This is a genomic window from Pseudomonas quebecensis (assembly GCF_026410085.1).
Lineage (GTDB): Bacteria > Pseudomonadota > Gammaproteobacteria > Pseudomonadales > Pseudomonadaceae > Aquipseudomonas > Aquipseudomonas quebecensis.
In genome coordinates, this window is sequence record NZ_CP112866.1 from 4,126,298 (window position 1) to 4,141,137 (window position 14,840).

General features: G+C 63.0%; 15 protein-coding genes. 5 read left to right on the forward strand and 10 right to left on the reverse strand.

Annotated elements, in window-relative coordinates; all coding sequences use genetic code 11:
- Positions 1-10 precede the first annotated feature (10 nt).
- From maiA to hmgA, 3 genes are read right to left on the reverse strand one after another with little or no spacing between them, the layout of a single operon-like run.
- On the reverse strand, positions 11-655 hold the full coding sequence (gene maiA / locus OSC50_RS19200; RefSeq protein WP_253510608.1) for a maleylacetoacetate isomerase: 645 nt from the start codon (positions 653-655) through the stop codon (positions 11-13).
- Between the two features lie 11 nt (positions 656-666).
- Positions 667-1,953, reverse strand: coding sequence for a fumarylacetoacetase (gene fahA, locus OSC50_RS19205; protein ID WP_266248041.1), 1,287 nt, complete (start codon positions 1,951-1,953; stop codon positions 667-669).
- 3 nt (positions 1,954-1,956) lie between these two features.
- The gene (gene hmgA, locus OSC50_RS19210) at positions 1,957-3,240 is read right to left on the reverse strand and encodes a homogentisate 1,2-dioxygenase (RefSeq protein WP_181078405.1); all 1,284 of its coding nucleotides are present in this window, start codon (positions 3,238-3,240) and stop codon (positions 1,957-1,959) included.
- 120 nt (positions 3,241-3,360) lie between these two features.
- Between hmgA and OSC50_RS19215 the strand changes: the two genes are divergently transcribed.
- Positions 3,361-4,140: an IclR family transcriptional regulator gene (locus tag OSC50_RS19215; protein WP_253510603.1), complete on the forward strand. Its 780-nt coding sequence runs from the start codon at positions 3,361-3,363 to the stop codon at positions 4,138-4,140.
- Between the two features lies 1 nt (position 4,141).
- On the opposite strand, the gene dacB is transcribed toward OSC50_RS19215, so the two are convergent.
- The 7 genes from dacB to OSC50_RS19250 all read right to left on the reverse strand — a co-directional run bounded on the left by dacB (position 4,142) and on the right by OSC50_RS19250 (position 11,712).
- The gene (gene dacB / locus OSC50_RS19220) at positions 4,142-5,587 is read right to left on the reverse strand and encodes a D-alanyl-D-alanine carboxypeptidase/D-alanyl-D-alanine endopeptidase (RefSeq protein ID WP_181078409.1); all 1,446 of its coding nucleotides are present in this window, start codon (positions 5,585-5,587) and stop codon (positions 4,142-4,144) included.
- An 82-nt stretch (positions 5,588-5,669) separates the two neighbouring features.
- Positions 5,670-8,090 carry a TonB-dependent siderophore receptor gene (locus OSC50_RS19225; protein WP_266248038.1) on the reverse strand — a complete coding sequence of 807 codons (2,421 nt, stop codon included), beginning with the start codon at positions 8,088-8,090 and terminating at the stop codon, positions 5,670-5,672.
- Between the two features lie 110 nt (positions 8,091-8,200).
- Positions 8,201-9,136, reverse strand: a complete 936-nt coding sequence (locus OSC50_RS19230; RefSeq protein ID WP_266248036.1) for a glutathione S-transferase family protein — start codon at positions 9,134-9,136, stop codon at positions 8,201-8,203.
- A gap of 76 nt (positions 9,137-9,212) precedes the next feature.
- Positions 9,213-9,488 (reverse strand): GIY-YIG nuclease family protein, encoded by a 276-nt coding sequence (locus tag OSC50_RS19235; protein ID WP_181078415.1) that lies wholly within the window; start codon positions 9,486-9,488, stop codon positions 9,213-9,215.
- 36 nt (positions 9,489-9,524) lie between these two features.
- Positions 9,525-9,995 carry a nuclear transport factor 2 family protein gene (locus OSC50_RS19240; RefSeq protein ID WP_253510599.1) on the reverse strand — a complete coding sequence of 157 codons (471 nt, stop codon included), beginning with the start codon at positions 9,993-9,995 and terminating at the stop codon, positions 9,525-9,527.
- Between the two features lie 93 nt (positions 9,996-10,088).
- Positions 10,089-10,724 (reverse strand): response regulator, encoded by a 636-nt coding sequence (locus OSC50_RS19245; protein WP_181078419.1) that lies wholly within the window; start codon positions 10,722-10,724, stop codon positions 10,089-10,091.
- Positions 10,725-10,905: 181 nt separating this feature from the next.
- A complete protein-coding gene (locus OSC50_RS19250; protein WP_266248032.1) occupies positions 10,906-11,712 on the reverse strand; it encodes a response regulator in 807 nt (268 codons plus the stop codon).
- 457 nt (positions 11,713-12,169) lie between these two features.
- Between OSC50_RS19250 and OSC50_RS19255 the strand changes: the two genes are divergently transcribed.
- The 4 genes from OSC50_RS19255 to OSC50_RS19270 all read left to right on the forward strand — a co-directional run bounded on the left by OSC50_RS19255 (position 12,170) and on the right by OSC50_RS19270 (position 14,827).
- Positions 12,170-12,793, forward strand: coding sequence for a DUF1120 domain-containing protein (locus OSC50_RS19255; protein ID WP_253510595.1), 624 nt, complete (start codon positions 12,170-12,172; stop codon positions 12,791-12,793).
- Positions 12,794-12,840: 47 nt separating this feature from the next.
- Positions 12,841-13,458 (forward strand): DUF1120 domain-containing protein, encoded by a 618-nt coding sequence (locus tag OSC50_RS19260; RefSeq protein WP_181078425.1) that lies wholly within the window; start codon positions 12,841-12,843, stop codon positions 13,456-13,458.
- A gap of 37 nt (positions 13,459-13,495) precedes the next feature.
- Positions 13,496-14,113 carry a DUF1120 domain-containing protein gene (locus OSC50_RS19265; RefSeq protein ID WP_181078427.1) on the forward strand — a complete coding sequence of 206 codons (618 nt, stop codon included), beginning with the start codon at positions 13,496-13,498 and terminating at the stop codon, positions 14,111-14,113.
- 132 nt (positions 14,114-14,245) lie between these two features.
- Positions 14,246-14,827, forward strand: a complete 582-nt coding sequence (locus tag OSC50_RS19270) for a DUF1120 domain-containing protein (protein ID WP_253512000.1) — start codon at positions 14,246-14,248, stop codon at positions 14,825-14,827.
- The last annotated feature ends 13 nt before the right edge of the window (positions 14,828-14,840 follow it).

Below are 14,840 nucleotides of genomic sequence, written 5' to 3' on the forward strand. Positions count from 1 at the left end.
CACAACGGATTTACGAAGCGTCAGGGGTATCCGGTTGGTTGGCGGGATGGGCCTGGATAAACGCCGGATGCTCCTTCGCCAACGCCGCAACCCTGCCGATACGCGGATAATCGGCCAGCGACACCTTGAACCGCTCGGCCGCGTACAACTGCGGGATCAGAAACACATCGGCCATGCCCGGCTGCTCGCCAAAACAGAACCCTTCAGCACCGATCAACTGCTCCACCGCGCCCAGCCCCTGGCTGATCCAGTGCTCGATCCACGTCAGTACCTGCCCTTCGTCATGCCCCCTTTGACGCAGGAGGTTCTGGGTACTGGAGTTGTGCAGCGGGTGGATATCACAGCCGATGATCGACGCCACGGCGCGCTCGTGGGCACGGGTCGCCAGGTCTTTGCTCAGCAGCGGCACGTGTGGATAACGTTCCTCGAGGTATTCGATGATCGCCGGCGACTGGATCAACAGATCGCCGTCGTCAGTGCGCAGGGCCGGCACGCGACCCTGTGGGTTAATCGCCAGGTACTCCGGCTGACGGTTGGCGCCCCCTGCCGGCACCAGCAGGTTGACCGGCACCGCTGTGAACGCCAGGCCTTTGAGGGCCAGGGCGATACGCACCCGGTACGACGAAGTGGAGCGGTAGTACGTATAGAGTTCCATCCCCTGCCCCCTCAGCGCGCCGCAACCACGGTGCCACGGCATTCGCCGAAACCGATGGAGGCGTAGCCATCTCGCGTGCAGCGCGCGCGCAGGATGATTTCATCGCCATCTTCCAGGAATTTACGCACTTCGCCGGACGCCAATTCGATCACTTTCTTACCGCCTTCGGTGATCTCCAGCAGGCTGCCGAGCTGGCCCGCTTCGGGCCCGGACAAGGTGCCGGAACCGAACAGATCGCCGGGCTGCATCTGGCAACCGTTGACGCTGTGGTGGGCCACCAACTGCGCGACGGTCCAGTACATATGCAGGCTGTTGCTCAGGGCCAGGCGATGGGCCGGCAGGTTTTGCTCGCGCATGGCGGCAGTGCTGAGCAGCACTTCCAGTTCGATATCCAGAGCACCGCCGGCCTGGTCGCGTTGATCCAGCAAGTACGGCAGCGGTTGCGGATCGCCTGCGGGACGTAGCGGTTGAGCCTTGCGGAACGGCGCCAGCGCTTCGGCCGTGACCACCCACGGCGAGACGGTGGTGATAAAACTTTTCGACAGGAACGGCCCCAGCGGCTGGTATTCCCACGCCTGGATATCCCGCGCCGACCAGTCGTTGAGCAAACAGAAACCGGCGATATGCTCGGCCGCGTCACCGATGGCGATCGCTTCGCCCATGGTGTTGCCCTGGCCGATCCAGATGCCCAGTTCCAACTCGTAGTCCAACCGCGCACAGGGGCCGAAGGTGGGCTCGGTCTGGCCGGCAGGCAGGGTCTGGCCTTTGGGGCGACGCACCTCGACGCCCGAGGGGCGAACGGTGGAGGCGCGGCCGTGATAGCCGATCGGTACGTACTTGTAATTGGGCAGCAACGGGTTGTCGGGACGGAACAGTTTGCCGACGTTCTGCGCGTGCTCGATGCCAACGTAGAAGTCGGTGTAGTCACCGATTTTCGCCGGCAAGTGCAGCTGGCAATCAGCAGCGCGGTGCAGCACCTGCGCCTCACGGGCTTGCAGTGGGCTGCCCTCGGCCAGCAGTTCCAGCAGGCGCTCGCGCAATGCTACGCGGGGGCCACGCCCCAGGGCGAACAACCCGTTCAACTGGCCGCCGGCAGTCGCTTGCACCGCACGGCGGGCCTCGCCGTCGAACGCGTCCAACGCCGCGTGCAGATCGAGGATGCAATCCCCAATCGCCACGCCGCTGCGCGGGGCCGCGTGGTTGAGGCTGAAGATGCCCAGCGGCAGGTTCTGCAGCGGGAAGTCCGCGTGACCGTTGGCGGACGCTACCCAACTGCGGGCAAGGGTGGGCTGAGTCATGGGTTATCTCCGATTCGGGTTGAAGGTGACGGGCAGCGAGGCCCAGCACGCGTCGTAGGCAGGTTGCAGTTGCGGGCAGTCCAGGGCGAACCGGGTGGGACGCAGCACTTGGCTGGTCTCGAACATGAAGGCCATGGTGTTATCGATCTTGTGCGGCGCCAGTTCCACGTTGATGGCCTTGGTGCAGGTCTCGCCATCCGGGCCGTGGGCGCTCATGCAGCTGTGCAATGACGCACCGCCGGGCAGAAAGCCCTCGGCCTTGGCGTCGTAGGCGCCCTGGATCAAGCCCATGTATTCGTTCATCAGGTTGCGATGAAACCACGGCGGACGGAAGGTGTTCTCGGCCACCATCCAGCGCGGCGGGAAGATCACGAAGTCGAGGTTGGCCAGGCCGTGCACGCTGGTGGGCGAGGTCAACACGGTGAAGATCGACGGGTCCGGGTGATCGAAACTGACGGTGCCGATGGTATTGAAGCGGCGCAGGTCGTATTTGTAGGGCACGTTGTTGCCGTGCCAGGCCACAACGTTCAGCGGTGAATGATCGAGTTCGCAGGCCCACAGTTCGCCGAGGAACTTCTGCACCAGGGTGGTCGGTTGCCGCAGGTCTTCGTAATGGGCGACGGGGCTGAGGAAGTCCCGCGGGTTGGCCAGGCCGTTGCTGCCGATGGGCCCCAGGTCCGGCAGGCGCAGCGGCGCGCCGTGGTTTTCGGCGATATAGCCGCGCGCCTGGGCATCCAGCAGTTCGACCCGGAATTTAAGGCCGCGCGGCAGCACGACGATTTCCAGCGGCTCGACCTCAAGCACGCCCAGTTCAGTGACGAGGCGCAGGCGGCCGTGCTCGGGGACGATCAACCATTCGCCGTCGGCGTTGAAGAACACCCGCTCCATGGAGCGGTTGGCGCGGTAGTGATGAATGCTGATGCCTGAAGGTTTTTCCGACGCCGAGTTGGCGACCATGGCGACGAGCCCGTCGATAAAATCGGTCGGCTCGCTGGGCATATCCAGCGGGTTCCAGCGCAGCCGATTGGGTGTCACCGCGCCCAGCGGACCGCCGGCCAACTGCCGCTCCAGTTTGGCGAACGCCGGGTGATTGGCCGACGGCTGGATGCGGTACAACCAGGTTCGCCGGGCTTCGCTGCGGGCCATGGTGAACGCGGTGCCGGAGAACAGCTCGGTGTACAGGCCGTAGGGTGCTTTTTGCGGGGAGTTCTGGCCGACCGGCAAGGCGCCGGGCAGGGCTTCGCTGGCAAATTCATTGCCGAAGCCCGACAGGTATTCGAGGGTCATGGATCGTCCTCTGTGCGGAAGTTGTTTTTATCGTAATCCAGTTACGCATAACGTAATTTGATCGCTATCGAGCGTCAAGCTATAAAGACGCCCATTCATCTTTCGGAACCCCGCCTCTCCATGGAAAAGCCCCGCGACACCGGTAAACAGAAAGTCCGCTCGGCCGAAGTGGGCACCGATATTCTCAAGGCCCTGGCTGAGCTGTCGCCGGCCACGTCGCTGTCGCGCCTGGCCGAACATGTGCAGATGCCGGCGAGCAAGGTGCATCGCTACCTGCAAGCGTTGATCGCCTCGGGGTTCGCCGAACAAAACGCCGCCACCAACCATTACGGCCTGGGCCGCGAAGCCTTGCGCGTGGGGCTGGCCGCACTGGGCAGCATGGACGTACTGAAAGTCGGTGCCCTGCCCCTGGCGGAACTACGCGACCAACTGAATGAAACCTGCTTTCTGGCGGTATGGGGCAACCAGGGCGCGACCGTGGTGCAGATCGAGCCGGCGGTGCGCGCGGTGACGGTGGTGACGCAACTGGGCTCGGTGCTGCCGCTGCTCAGTTCATCCACCGGCCTGGTGTTCAGCGCGTTTCTGCCCACGCGGGAAACCGTGGAGCTGCGCCAGCAGGAGATCGAGGCAGGCATCGCCCACGCCCTGGCGGACGACCAGGCCTACGCCATCACCTGCCAACAGATCCGCCAGCGTGGCCTGCATTTTGTGCATGGCTTGCTGATGCCGGGGGTGGACGCTTTGTCGGCGCCGGTGTTCAACGCCGTCGGCCAGGTGGCGGCGGTAATGACCGTGGTCGGCCCCACCTCGCTGTTCCACGCCGACGAAGACGGCCCGGCGGCCCGGCAATTGCTGGCGGCGACCCGGGCGGTGAGCTGGCGCATGGGCTATCAGCCCTGATTCAGTCCTGCCACTGAGCCAGGGCCCGGGCCACGCGGTTCTCCACGGCGCGCACCGGCGCGGCGTCGCTGAGGTAGTTGTTGCTGACCATCGAAAACACCAGGCGCCGGCCGTTGGCGTCGGTGATATAGCCACTTAACGACGACACACCGGCCATGGAACCGGTCTTGGCATGCAGGTTGTTCTGCGCCGCCGTCCCGCGCAGGCGATAGCGCAGGCTGCCACCGACCATGCGGTCCGGGTCGCCGGCAATCGGCAGGGCGGTGTACCAGGCGTCGAACCAGGGTTGCCGGGCGCTGGCCAGCAGCAAGTCGGTGAAGGTCTGAGATGACACCAGATTGCGCCGCGACAGGCCCGAACCGTCCACCTGGCTCAGGGCGGACGGGTCCAGGCCCTGACGTGTCATAAAGCCCGCCACCGCCGCCACGCCCGCCGCCGCAGTGCCGGCATCCGCGGTCTTGCGGCCCATGGCCTTGAGCAGGGCTTCGGACATGTTGTTGTTCGAGAGTTTAAGCAACGGCGTGATCAAGTCCTGCAACGGCGCCGACTGATGTTCGGCCAGCGTCGTCGCCGTCGCGGGCGTAGCGCCACCGATCACGCGCCGGCCCTGCACCTTGATGCCCTGCTGAGCCAGCGCCTGTTCAAACAGGTTCGCCACCAACTGGGTCGGTTCCCACACACTCACCCATTGCCGGCTCTGCTTGCCAGGCGCCAGCGCACCGCGAAGTTGCAGCAGGTTGGTGCCGTGCTGACGGGTGATGCCGTAATCGTTGCCGGGGCCGCTGACGGCGCGATTGCTCAGTTGCACGTAATCGGTGGCCGGGCTCACGGAGACGTTCACCGGCTGGCCGACTGCCACAGGTGCCTTGGCCGTGACGATCAGAGTGCCCGCATCGAAATCCGAGTCGGGCGACACTGTCAGCGCGGAAATCTGCGCGCCGTAGTAAGTGCTTTCGTCATCCTGGGCCCAGTCGACGCCCAGGCGCTCGGCGTCGAACCAGGTATCGTCGAACACCAGATCGCCCTGCACCTCGCGCACGCCCTGACTGGCCAGTTGCGCCGCGAGTGCCTGGTAATCGGCGAACTGCACGGTGGGGTCGCCCAGGCCGCGCAGATACATATTGCCCGCCAGCCGCTCGCCCTGGCGGCCGCCCGTGCTCAGCACCTGCGTGGAAAACCGGTAGTGCGGCCCCAGTACATCCATCGCCGCCGCCGTGGTCAGCAACTTGAGGTTGGAGGCCGGCACCAGACGCGTGCGCGCGTTGTGCTGGTAGAGGGTGGTGCCGCTGCGGGCGTCGCGCACCATCAACGAGACCGTGGCGCCGTTGAAGGCCGGATCGGCCAGCAGGTGGTCGAGGATGGCCGGGGTGGAGGTTGGCGAGACACTCGCACAACCGCCTATGAAAACGCTCAGGCACAGCAGGGGTAGCCATCGTCCAACATGCATCAGTGTGAAATTCCGCACGATCTTCAGTGGCGGCAACGCTAACAGCTCCGCACGCCGGTGGCGAGCGGGCCTACCACCAGCCTTAGAACTCCAGTGTGCTGGACACCGACACCTGCCGCGCATCGCCCATGGACACGAAGAACCGGCTGGCCGCCGAGGTGTAGTACGTGCGGTCGAACAGGTTTTTCACGTTGAGCTGGAATTTGACCTTCTGCCCGTCGAGTTTCGTGTCGTAGGTGGCAAAGGCATCGGCCACGGTGTAGCCCGGCAAGGTGAAGTCATTGGCGGCATCGCCCGCGCGCTCGCCCACGTAGCGCGCACCCGCGCCCATGCGCAGTCGATCGCCGCCAAACAGGCTGCCAAAGTCATAGGCCAGCGCCAGCGAGCCGGTGTGTTTGGCGACGTTCTGCAGGCGGTTGCCTTCCAGGGTCGGGTCGTTGTCCTTGATGTCTTCGGCGTCGGTGTAGGCGTAGCTGCCGATCACGCTCCATTGGTCGCTCAACTGGCCGGTGGCGTCCAGTTCAAGGCCACGGGAACGCACCTGGCCGGCGATGCTGTAGATCGTGTTCGCGCCGGAACCCACCGAGACCAGCACATTGCGCTTGTCGATGGTGAACAACGCCGCGTTGGCGGTGATGCGCCCGGGAATGTCGAGCTTGGCTCCCAGCTCCCAGGACTTGGCCTGCTCAGGCGTCAGATCGCCGGTCAAGGTGCTGCCATCGGCCAGGGCGGCGATGGTGGAGTTGGGTTTGAACGACTCGGTGTAACTGCCATAGAACGACAATTCATCGGTATAGCGGTACACCAGCCCGGCACGCGGCACCCAGGCCTGGCCCTTGCCGTCGGTATTGGCTTTGAACGGCACGCCCTTGCCGGCGTACTGGTCATACATCTGGTAGCGCGCGCCGGCTACGAAAATCCACTGGTCGGTCAGGTGAATCGCATCCTGGAAAAACAGCGAATCGCTGCGCAGCAGGTCGGTCTGGGCACTGTCGGCGGCACTGACGCTGGTGCCTGCCACTTCGTTGCCGTACACCGGATTGTTGTAGTTGAACGGGCCGCGCGAGGCCTGGCGAATCAGGTCGGCGCGGTAGATTTTGCGGTATTCGTCATCCAGGCCGAACACCAAGTCATGTTGCATGCCCAGTACGCTGACCTTGCCTTCCAGGCTGGCAGTGCTGAAACGGTCGGTGGTGAGTGCGCCCTGGGTGCCGTCCATTCTGCGCGTCAGGCTGCCATTGGCGTTCACGGCACTGACGCGTACCTGGCTGGCGTCGTAGGTTTCGCGGTTCCAGCTGTAGCCGAAGTGGGCTTTCCAATCGTCGTTCAGATCGTGGTCGGCTTCGAAGCGGTACAGGTCGGAGCGGCCTTCCATGTTGTTGAACGGCTCATCCAGGCGGCGGGTCGCCGGAATATCCAACGGATGGTTGGTCTTGGGATCGATGGCCGTGCCCCGGTCGAACGGCGAGAGAAATTCACGGTGCTCATAAGCGAACAGCAGTTGAGTGGAGTCGCCGTACCAGGCCAGGGACGGCGCCACCAGCGATTCGCGATGGGTGCCGAAGTTGCGCCAGTAGTCTTCGTCTTCATGGTCGACGATCAGCCGATACGCCAGGCCCGAATCCCCCAGGGGCCCGGTGGTGTCGAGGTTGCCGCCACTGCCGTTCTTGCCGTCGCCGAAGGTGGAGCCGCGCACCGTCAGCGCGGTGAACGGCGTCAATTCCGGCTTTTTGCTCACGATATTCACCACGCCGCCCGGATCCTGGATGCCGTACAGCAGCGACGACGGGCCTTTGAGCACTTCAACCCGCTCGGCCGTGGCGTTCAGCGCACGGCCCTGCACCACCGGCATGCCGTCGCGCATGATCGAACCGTTACGGTTGTCGCCGAAGCCGCGCAGCATCACCGCGTCCTGGGTGCTGGCCAGGGTGTTGGCCTGGGTGATGCCGCTGACATTGGCCAGGGCGTCGTCCAGGTTGCGCGGGGTCTGGTCACGCAGCACCTGGGCCGGCACCACGTTGACGGTTTGCGGGGTTTCCAGCAGCAGGCCGTGGGAACGCATCACCGAGCTGGTGGGTGGCGGCTGGTAGCTGCTGCTGTCTTCGACCTGGCCGATGCCGCTGATGGTGGTGGCGCCCAGGTTGAGCGCGCCGTCGGTGGGCACCGGTTCGAGGGCCAGAGTGCGGGCGTCGATCTGGCGGAAGGTCATGCCGGTGTTGCTCAACAGCCGTTGCAGGGCCTGGGTCGCGCTCATCTGCCCGCGCACCGCCGGCGCACTGAGCCCGTAGGGCGCTTCATCGGTGTAGATCACGCTGATCCCGGTGACCCGGCTGAAATCGCTGAGGGCCTGGGGCAGCGGTTTGGCCGCCAGAGCAAAGTTAAAGGCCGTGCTTTGCTGCTCCTGCGCCCGCGCCACGCTCAACGGCAGCAAGGCCACGCCTGACACCGCCAGTACCGAAGCCCCCAGCCACTGTTTTACCCAACCGCCCGCCATCGACTTCATGCTGTGAGAACCCGTGTAGAAAACGCTGTTAATGCGAATTGATCGCAGTTTCAAGCACTACACGGATGGGCCGGCGGTTTACCTCATCGGTTCTGGATAAATAATTTCAGTCAGTGCGCCTGGATACGGAAACCAAAGCGTGGGAAATGCACATGCACGGTGCCGGCGCGGTCGTCGGTGCGGCGCAGGATCAGCTCCTCGCGCCCGGCGAACAACAGCTCGCCGGCCACCGGGTCGACGCCGTAGTCAGTGGCGCTGATGCTCACCGCCTGGCCGGCGTGAAAGCCGTTCAGGTCCTCAAACGCCTCGTCCGGCAGCGGTGCCGATGCAGCGTTGCGCGCAATCTCCAAGGCCTGGTCGGCGGTCATCTGGCTGGGCGTGCCGTGGCCGAACCCGAGCACACGTCCCAGCCACGCGCACACCGCCGGGTAGGCATCCACCAGCGGCGCCGTCACCGGCGTGGCCTTTAAAAACCACAGCGAATGAGCCAGGGCGAAATCGGCAATCGACGGTTGGCCAAATAGAAAGTCCCCCGTCTCGCGCTGCAACTGCTGCTCCAGGCGCGTCATGATCGCCGGCCATTGATGCTTGGCCACCTCGGCACTGAGCTTGCTCGCCGAACCGCCGCTGAACAGCGCGGCGCGGTCGGCCATAAAAGCTTTGATCGCTTCCGGCGGCAACTTGCCAAAGCGCACCGCCACCGATTCCGGCTGGAACACCAGGCTCACGGCGTGGGCAAAGACCACGCTGTCGGCCCAGGTGGCGAAGGTCTGGGTGATCATTTCCTGGCCGAGAGGGAACAGCGCCGGCGCGGACTTTTCCTGCTCCAGGCGCCGGGCGATCAACGCGGTGTCGCAATAGATATCGGCGCCGATCTGCAGCACCGGGGTCTTGCGGTAGCCGCCGGTGAGCGCGGTGAGGTCCGGCTTGGGCATCACCGGCGAAATCAGTACGGACTGCCAGGACAGCCCCTTGAAGCCCAGCAACAACCGGGCTTTTTCCGCAAAGGGGGACGTGGGGTAGTGATGAAGAATGAGCTCAGACATGCCGCGGTCCATTTAACCAGTTGAACCGCCAGCTTAGCGCGCAATGTGCAGCGATGCCGTGATGAGCATTCATCAGTCAGATCAATGAACCACTCGCCGCCAGGCATTCCTTGGCGCTCTTCTTCAGTCGCTTGATCAAGCGCTCCTGGCGCAGCGCTTCGCCCTTGCTCGCACACTGCTCGGTGTACACCAGCGCCACGGCCGGGCTGGACAGGAAAAACCGCGCGCCCTTGCCGCTCTGGTGCATCGCGAAGCGGCGCTGCGGGTCATTGCTGATGCCGCAATACAGCGCGCCATTGGCGGCGCGCACCAGGTAGACGAACCAGGGTTTGGTTTGAACGGGATCAGTCACGGGCAACGTCAATCAACCGGGGAAGCGCCAAGCTTATCAACGACCGGCCTGGAATGCCTTCAAGCCTTTGCGCGCCTGGGCGCGCACGGCGTTCTTGACCAGCGGCGTCCAGCCCAGCAACAAGCCCTTGGTACCCAGCGCCTGGCGCGACCAGCGCCACAGGTCGAAGCTGTCGTGGTGCGCGCAGATCCTGCCGTCGCGAAACACGAACCGCGCCTGGATATCGTTGACCACTGTGTTGCCGGTGGCGCTGAACAGATACGTCGCGACCCAATGCGCGCTACCGCGGGCGTCGTCGCTGCGCACGCTGTCGAACGTCAACGAGAAATCCTGGGCGCGCGAAGTGAGCATGCGCCACATGTCGCCGGCGTCACGCCCGCGCAATTCGCCGAAAACCGGGTCGCTGAAGACCACGTCGTCGGTGTAACAGGCGCTCATGGCGTCGGCGTCCAGGCGCTGGAACGCGCGGTAGAACTCGGTGATCAGGGCGTTATGGGCGTCACTCATGGGCAGGCTTCCGTTGGCGGCGAAAAAGATAGCCGCACGATAAGCCGCCTGCGCCGCCAAGGCTACTGGCATTCACCCGCCCGATAGCGTGTCTTACGGCACCATGCCGCAACTGCGGGCATAAGCGAACAGGTCCACGTCCGTGGAAATGCACAACCGGTTCATGGCCGTGCACTTCTGCTTGCTGATGGTGGACACACTGCGGTTGACCCGCGCCGCGATCTGGCTGACGGTCATGCCGCTGGCCAGCATGCGCACCACTTCGCGCTCCTTGCCGGACAGCTGTGGTTGCTGTGATTGGTCGCCCGGCCCCGCCTCCACCAGTTGGTTGCGCAAACACTCACTGACAAAGGTCTGGCCGGCCCCCACCGCCCTGATCGCCAGCGGCAGCTCCTTGGCCGAGGCACTTTTGGCGACAATGGCCTGGGCGCCATGGGCAAACGAAGCGCGCAGGGTGGCGACATTGGCGAACATGGTCACCAGAATCACCGGCAACGTCGGGTACTGGCGGTGCAGCAGGCCAAGCAGGCCGTAGCCATCGGCCTGCTGGTCGCCCGGCATGGCGAAATCGGTAACAAGCATATCGCAAGGCATGGTGCTTAACAGTTTGAGCAATTCATCGGGGCCATTGGCCTCACCCACCACTTCGCACCTGCCTGCCGCCTCGATCACCACCCGCTGTCCGATGCGAACAATGGGGTGATCGTCAGCAATAATTACTCGAAGCATAAGTACCCACGGATGATGGCGACCTGAATCCGCGCAAAATAACCCTGCGGGCGATCCTCAACAACCGGCAACTTCGAGTCTGTCCAAGCATCGCCCAATGTTTGGTAGCTCATAACATTTAACCTACAAAACACCAGGAAAGCTCTTACATACTCGAAACACATTAAAGTCATTCAAATCATCACAACACACTCAAGTAAGTGAGATACGCCGTTAAATCCCGCATAAAAACATCCAAATGTACGCAACTGAGCAACATCCCTTGGGTGCGTATCTCGTGGATCAGCGCGATTCCCCTGGCCTCCAGTTCAGTCCCGCCAAGAAAAGCCAGGCTGCCCACCAGGCGATGCAGGCACTGCTCGGTCAGCGCGGCATCCAGGATCATTCGGGCATGCGCCAGGGCCGAGCAGTCCGCACGCGCTTCAACGAGCAGGCCGGCGAGCATCTGGTCGACCACCTGCCCGCTGCCGAACATCTGGATCAGATCGGCGCGGGTCGGCCATGTCGACGCCCGGGTTGCCGGCGCGCCGGGCCGCTGCACATGAATCGGACCAGGCAGCCAGCGCGACAGCAACTCGTGCAACTGGGCGAGGGTCAGTGGCTTGAGCAGCCAGGCGTCCATGCCGGCGTCGCGGCACCGTTGCGGATCGTCGTGCAACATGTTGCCGGTCAAGGCGATGATCGGGACTCGCCCATGCCCCAAGGCCTGCTCATGTCGGCGAATGGCGCGGGCCATGGCGTAGCCGTCCATCACCGGCATCTGGCAGTCACTGATCACCAGGTCGAAGCGCTTGCGCGCAACGGCAACCAAGGCGCTGCGCCCATCCGCGACCAATGTGTGGGTAAGCCCGAGCTTGTGTAGAAACCAGCCCATCATGGCTCTGTAGGTTGAATGGTCCTCTGCCACCAGCACGCGCAAGTGCCGCCAATGCGCAGGTGGGGAAGCAAGGCGTTGCAGTTCCCGCGAAGCGACATCGCTCGAAAGCACGCTCGCATACCTCATGGTTGCTTTCGTTTTTCCAGTGCCCTGTGGATCGGGACGAACGATTGTGATCCCGCGGGCACTGACGCGACAGTCAAAGAGGCGCACTGTGCAGCGGTTACATGACACATACATGACCATCGTCGCCTGAACAGAAATAGCCTCGATCAACCGCAGCCGACATACGAAAACTACGAAAAGGCAGTTTTTCCTACACGTGCGATTACTTCTTCTGACACTGATTCGGCTGTAACGTCACCTCCAATTCTTTGTCGTAAAAGTTGTATATCCCCGACCACCCTGCACCGCTAAATTCCGCACCACCCCGTTAGAGGGTGACGATCCGCCACTTCGACAGGCGGTTATAAAACCAGACCGGACACACCGCCCGACAGTGCCAGCACTTGATGCTGAGTCATCGGCGCGTGTGCGCCTGTCAGCCACACACCGGAACAGCATCGACATGAACAAGCATTTGGTTGCGCTCGGCAGCGCGCTACTCTTCACCGCCTCCCTGCCAGTGCTGGCGGCAAGCACCACGGAGCTGACCGTCACCGGGGTGATCACGCCCAGCGCCTGCACGCCGACGCTCCCAGGCGCGGTCGACTACGGAAAAATCTCCGTGCAGGACCTCCAGGCGGACCGCTATACCAATCTTGAGCGGCGCACCCTTCAACTGAGCGTGAACTGCGACGCCGCCACGCTGTTCGCGATCAGCCCTATCGACAATCGTGCAGGCTCAGCAATCCACGGTTCTGCGTTTGGCCTGGGCCTGATTAACGAGAACCAAAAGCTGGGCCGTTATCACTTGACCTTCGGCAATCCCGCCGCGGACACCCCTTCCACGCTGCTGACCAGAGACGAGGTGAACAACCGCTGGTACCTCCTCTTTGACGATGATGCCGTCAGGCCAAACGATCTGGTCGCGCTGGGCAGCCTGACCGACAGCGGCTGGATACCCCACCCTTTGCAGAACGCAACGATGGACATCACCCTTCACACCGCCATCGCGGCAACCAACACCTTGACACTGACCAGTGAAGTCGCGCTGGACGGTTCCGCGACTATGGAAGTGAAGTACCTGTAGCGCCGAGCTCCGCCCCAAGATGACACCTGACAAAGGGCTATTTGCACATGCACACTTTTGCCTCCCGCCTCATATTTACGTTGCTGTTGGCCCCGCCTGCATTCGCGGCCAGTTCCATGGACCTGGCCGTACGGGGCTCTATCACCCCCAACGCCTGCGAACCGCTGATCGGCGGTGAAGGTACGATCGACTACGGAAAAATGTCGTTCGCCACCCTCAACCCCGACCACCACACCGCGTTGCCTGCGCAAACGATGCCAATCAGCGTGCGGTGCGAAGGCCCGACGTTCTTCACCCTCACCACCATCGACAATCGTGCCGGCACCTCCGCCAATCACGAGCATTGGCACGGGCTTGGCCTCACGCCTGATGGAGAAAAAATCGGAGGCGCCGCGTTTCATCTTCATAACGCCGTGGCCGACGGTGCGCCGGCCCACCTGATCGTTTCCTGGGATGGCGGCATGAGCTGGGCGCCGGACAACGTCCTCAGTAGCGCCACCCTGACGGCGATTTCAGCCAGCAACACAGACCTTGTGCCCGCTGCCGTCAAGGATTTGGATGCCGACATCGGGGTGCTTACCCACCTCGTCCCTACCGATCGCATAACGCTGACCGATGAAGTCCCGCTCGACGGTTACGCCACCGTGCAATTGAGCTACCTCTAAGCGCCACCCAAGATAGAAGTGAAAGGAACTCAGCCCCATGAAAAAGCCCCTCATCGCCCTTGCCACCAGCTTGCTGATCAGCAGTCCCGCAGCCTTCGCCGCCTCAACCGTGGACCTTACGGTCAGAGGCTTGATCATTCCGAGCGCCTGTACCCCGAGCCTGTCGAGCAACGGGGTGATCGACCACGGCAAGATCTCCGCCAAGGACCTGAACACCGATAATCCGACCCACATCGGCACGCACAACCTCACCCTCGCGGTGTCCTGCGATGCAGCCATTCCTTTTGCATTGCATTCGATCGACAACCGGGCCGGCTCATCGATCATGTCTTCCGACTATGGGCTGGGCCTGATCAACGGCGACCAAAAGCTCGGCTGGTTCTCGCTGACGCTGAGCAATCCGGTCGCCGACGGTACAGCGGTACAACCCATTGCGTCGTTCAACGGCCAGGATAATTGGTACAGCGAAAGAGTCTGGAATGCCGGCCTGTACATGTCGGTTGCCAGCATGGATGACCCCACTCAACCGGTGCCGGTCCAGGAACTGGTGGCGCAACTGCAGGTGCAAACTATCATCGCCCGCACCGACGGGTTGGACCTGAGCAACGAGGTGACCCTCGATGGCTCCGCCACCCTTGAAGTGAAGTATCTGTAACGCCGTGGACGTACATGCCTTGCAGCCACTGACGGGCAGGACGTTTTCCCGTATCGGCCATACTCACCTCTGCCAGCGGCCCAACCGATGAACACGCTTTTTCGTATCCTGACGGTGCCGCTGGTGCTGGCGATGGCCACCACGACCCTCGCCGCTTCATCGGTAGACCTCACAGTGACCGGCCGATTGACGCCAGACGCCTGTCAAGTGGAACTGTCCGAGGAGGGCAGCGTCGATCACGGGAAAATCCCGGCCCACACGCTTAACGCCAATGAGTTCACCGTGCTGCCCAGCCGTTGGCTGGCGTTGAGCGTGCACTGCAGCCGACCGATGCTGTTTGCGCTGGTGGGTGTCGACAACCGCGCAGAGTCCTCGCTGGCGCCCGACTATTTCTATGGCCTGGGAAGAAATATTCATGCCCCCGCAGAATTGCTGGGCTCCGTGGCGTTGTCCTACCGCAACCCGGTGGGTGATGCACAACCCTTGCAAGTACTGGCCTCAAGCGACAGCGGTGAAACCTGGACACAGGAATCCAATGCCTACCCACGTACCTACATGGGTTTCGCCTTGCCAGGGGACCGTCAACCCGATTTCTTCAGCCAGTTGGCTACCCAGTTGCGGATCGACACGTCGATCAACCTGTCCCGGTACCTGAGCCTGGATCAGGAGATACCGCTTGACGGTTCCATCGTGCTGGATCTGCGCTATCTCTAACCCCCATGTTGCC

Coding starts and splice junctions, on each gene's coding strand:
- OSC50_RS19265 (WP_181078427.1), top strand. CDS start 13,496: ATGAAAAAGCCCCTCATCGCCCTTGCCACCAGCTTGCTGATCAGCAGT.
- maiA (WP_253510608.1), bottom strand. CDS start 655: ATGGAACTCTATACGTACTACCGCTCCACTTCGTCGTACCGGGTGCGT.
- OSC50_RS19240 (WP_253510599.1), bottom strand. CDS start 9,995: ATGAGTGACGCCCATAACGCCCTGATCACCGAGTTCTACCGCGCGTTC.
- OSC50_RS19245 (WP_181078419.1), bottom strand. CDS start 10,724: ATGCTTCGAGTAATTATTGCTGACGATCACCCCATTGTTCGCATCGGA.
- hmgA (WP_181078405.1), bottom strand. CDS start 3,240: ATGACCCTCGAATACCTGTCGGGCTTCGGCAATGAATTTGCCAGCGAA.
- OSC50_RS19255 (WP_253510595.1), top strand. CDS start 12,170: ATGAACAAGCATTTGGTTGCGCTCGGCAGCGCGCTACTCTTCACCGCC.
- OSC50_RS19270 (WP_253512000.1), top strand. CDS start 14,246: ATGGCCACCACGACCCTCGCCGCTTCATCGGTAGACCTCACAGTGACC.
- OSC50_RS19215 (WP_253510603.1), top strand. CDS start 3,361: ATGGAAAAGCCCCGCGACACCGGTAAACAGAAAGTCCGCTCGGCCGAA.
- OSC50_RS19230 (WP_266248036.1), bottom strand. CDS start 9,136: ATGTCTGAGCTCATTCTTCATCACTACCCCACGTCCCCCTTTGCGGAA.
- OSC50_RS19260 (WP_181078425.1), top strand. CDS start 12,841: ATGCACACTTTTGCCTCCCGCCTCATATTTACGTTGCTGTTGGCCCCG.
- dacB (WP_181078409.1), bottom strand. CDS start 5,587: ATGCATGTTGGACGATGGCTACCCCTGCTGTGCCTGAGCGTTTTCATA.
- fahA (WP_266248041.1), bottom strand. CDS start 1,953: ATGACTCAGCCCACCCTTGCCCGCAGTTGGGTAGCGTCCGCCAACGGT.
- OSC50_RS19225 (WP_266248038.1), bottom strand. CDS start 8,090: ATGAAGTCGATGGCGGGCGGTTGGGTAAAACAGTGGCTGGGGGCTTCG.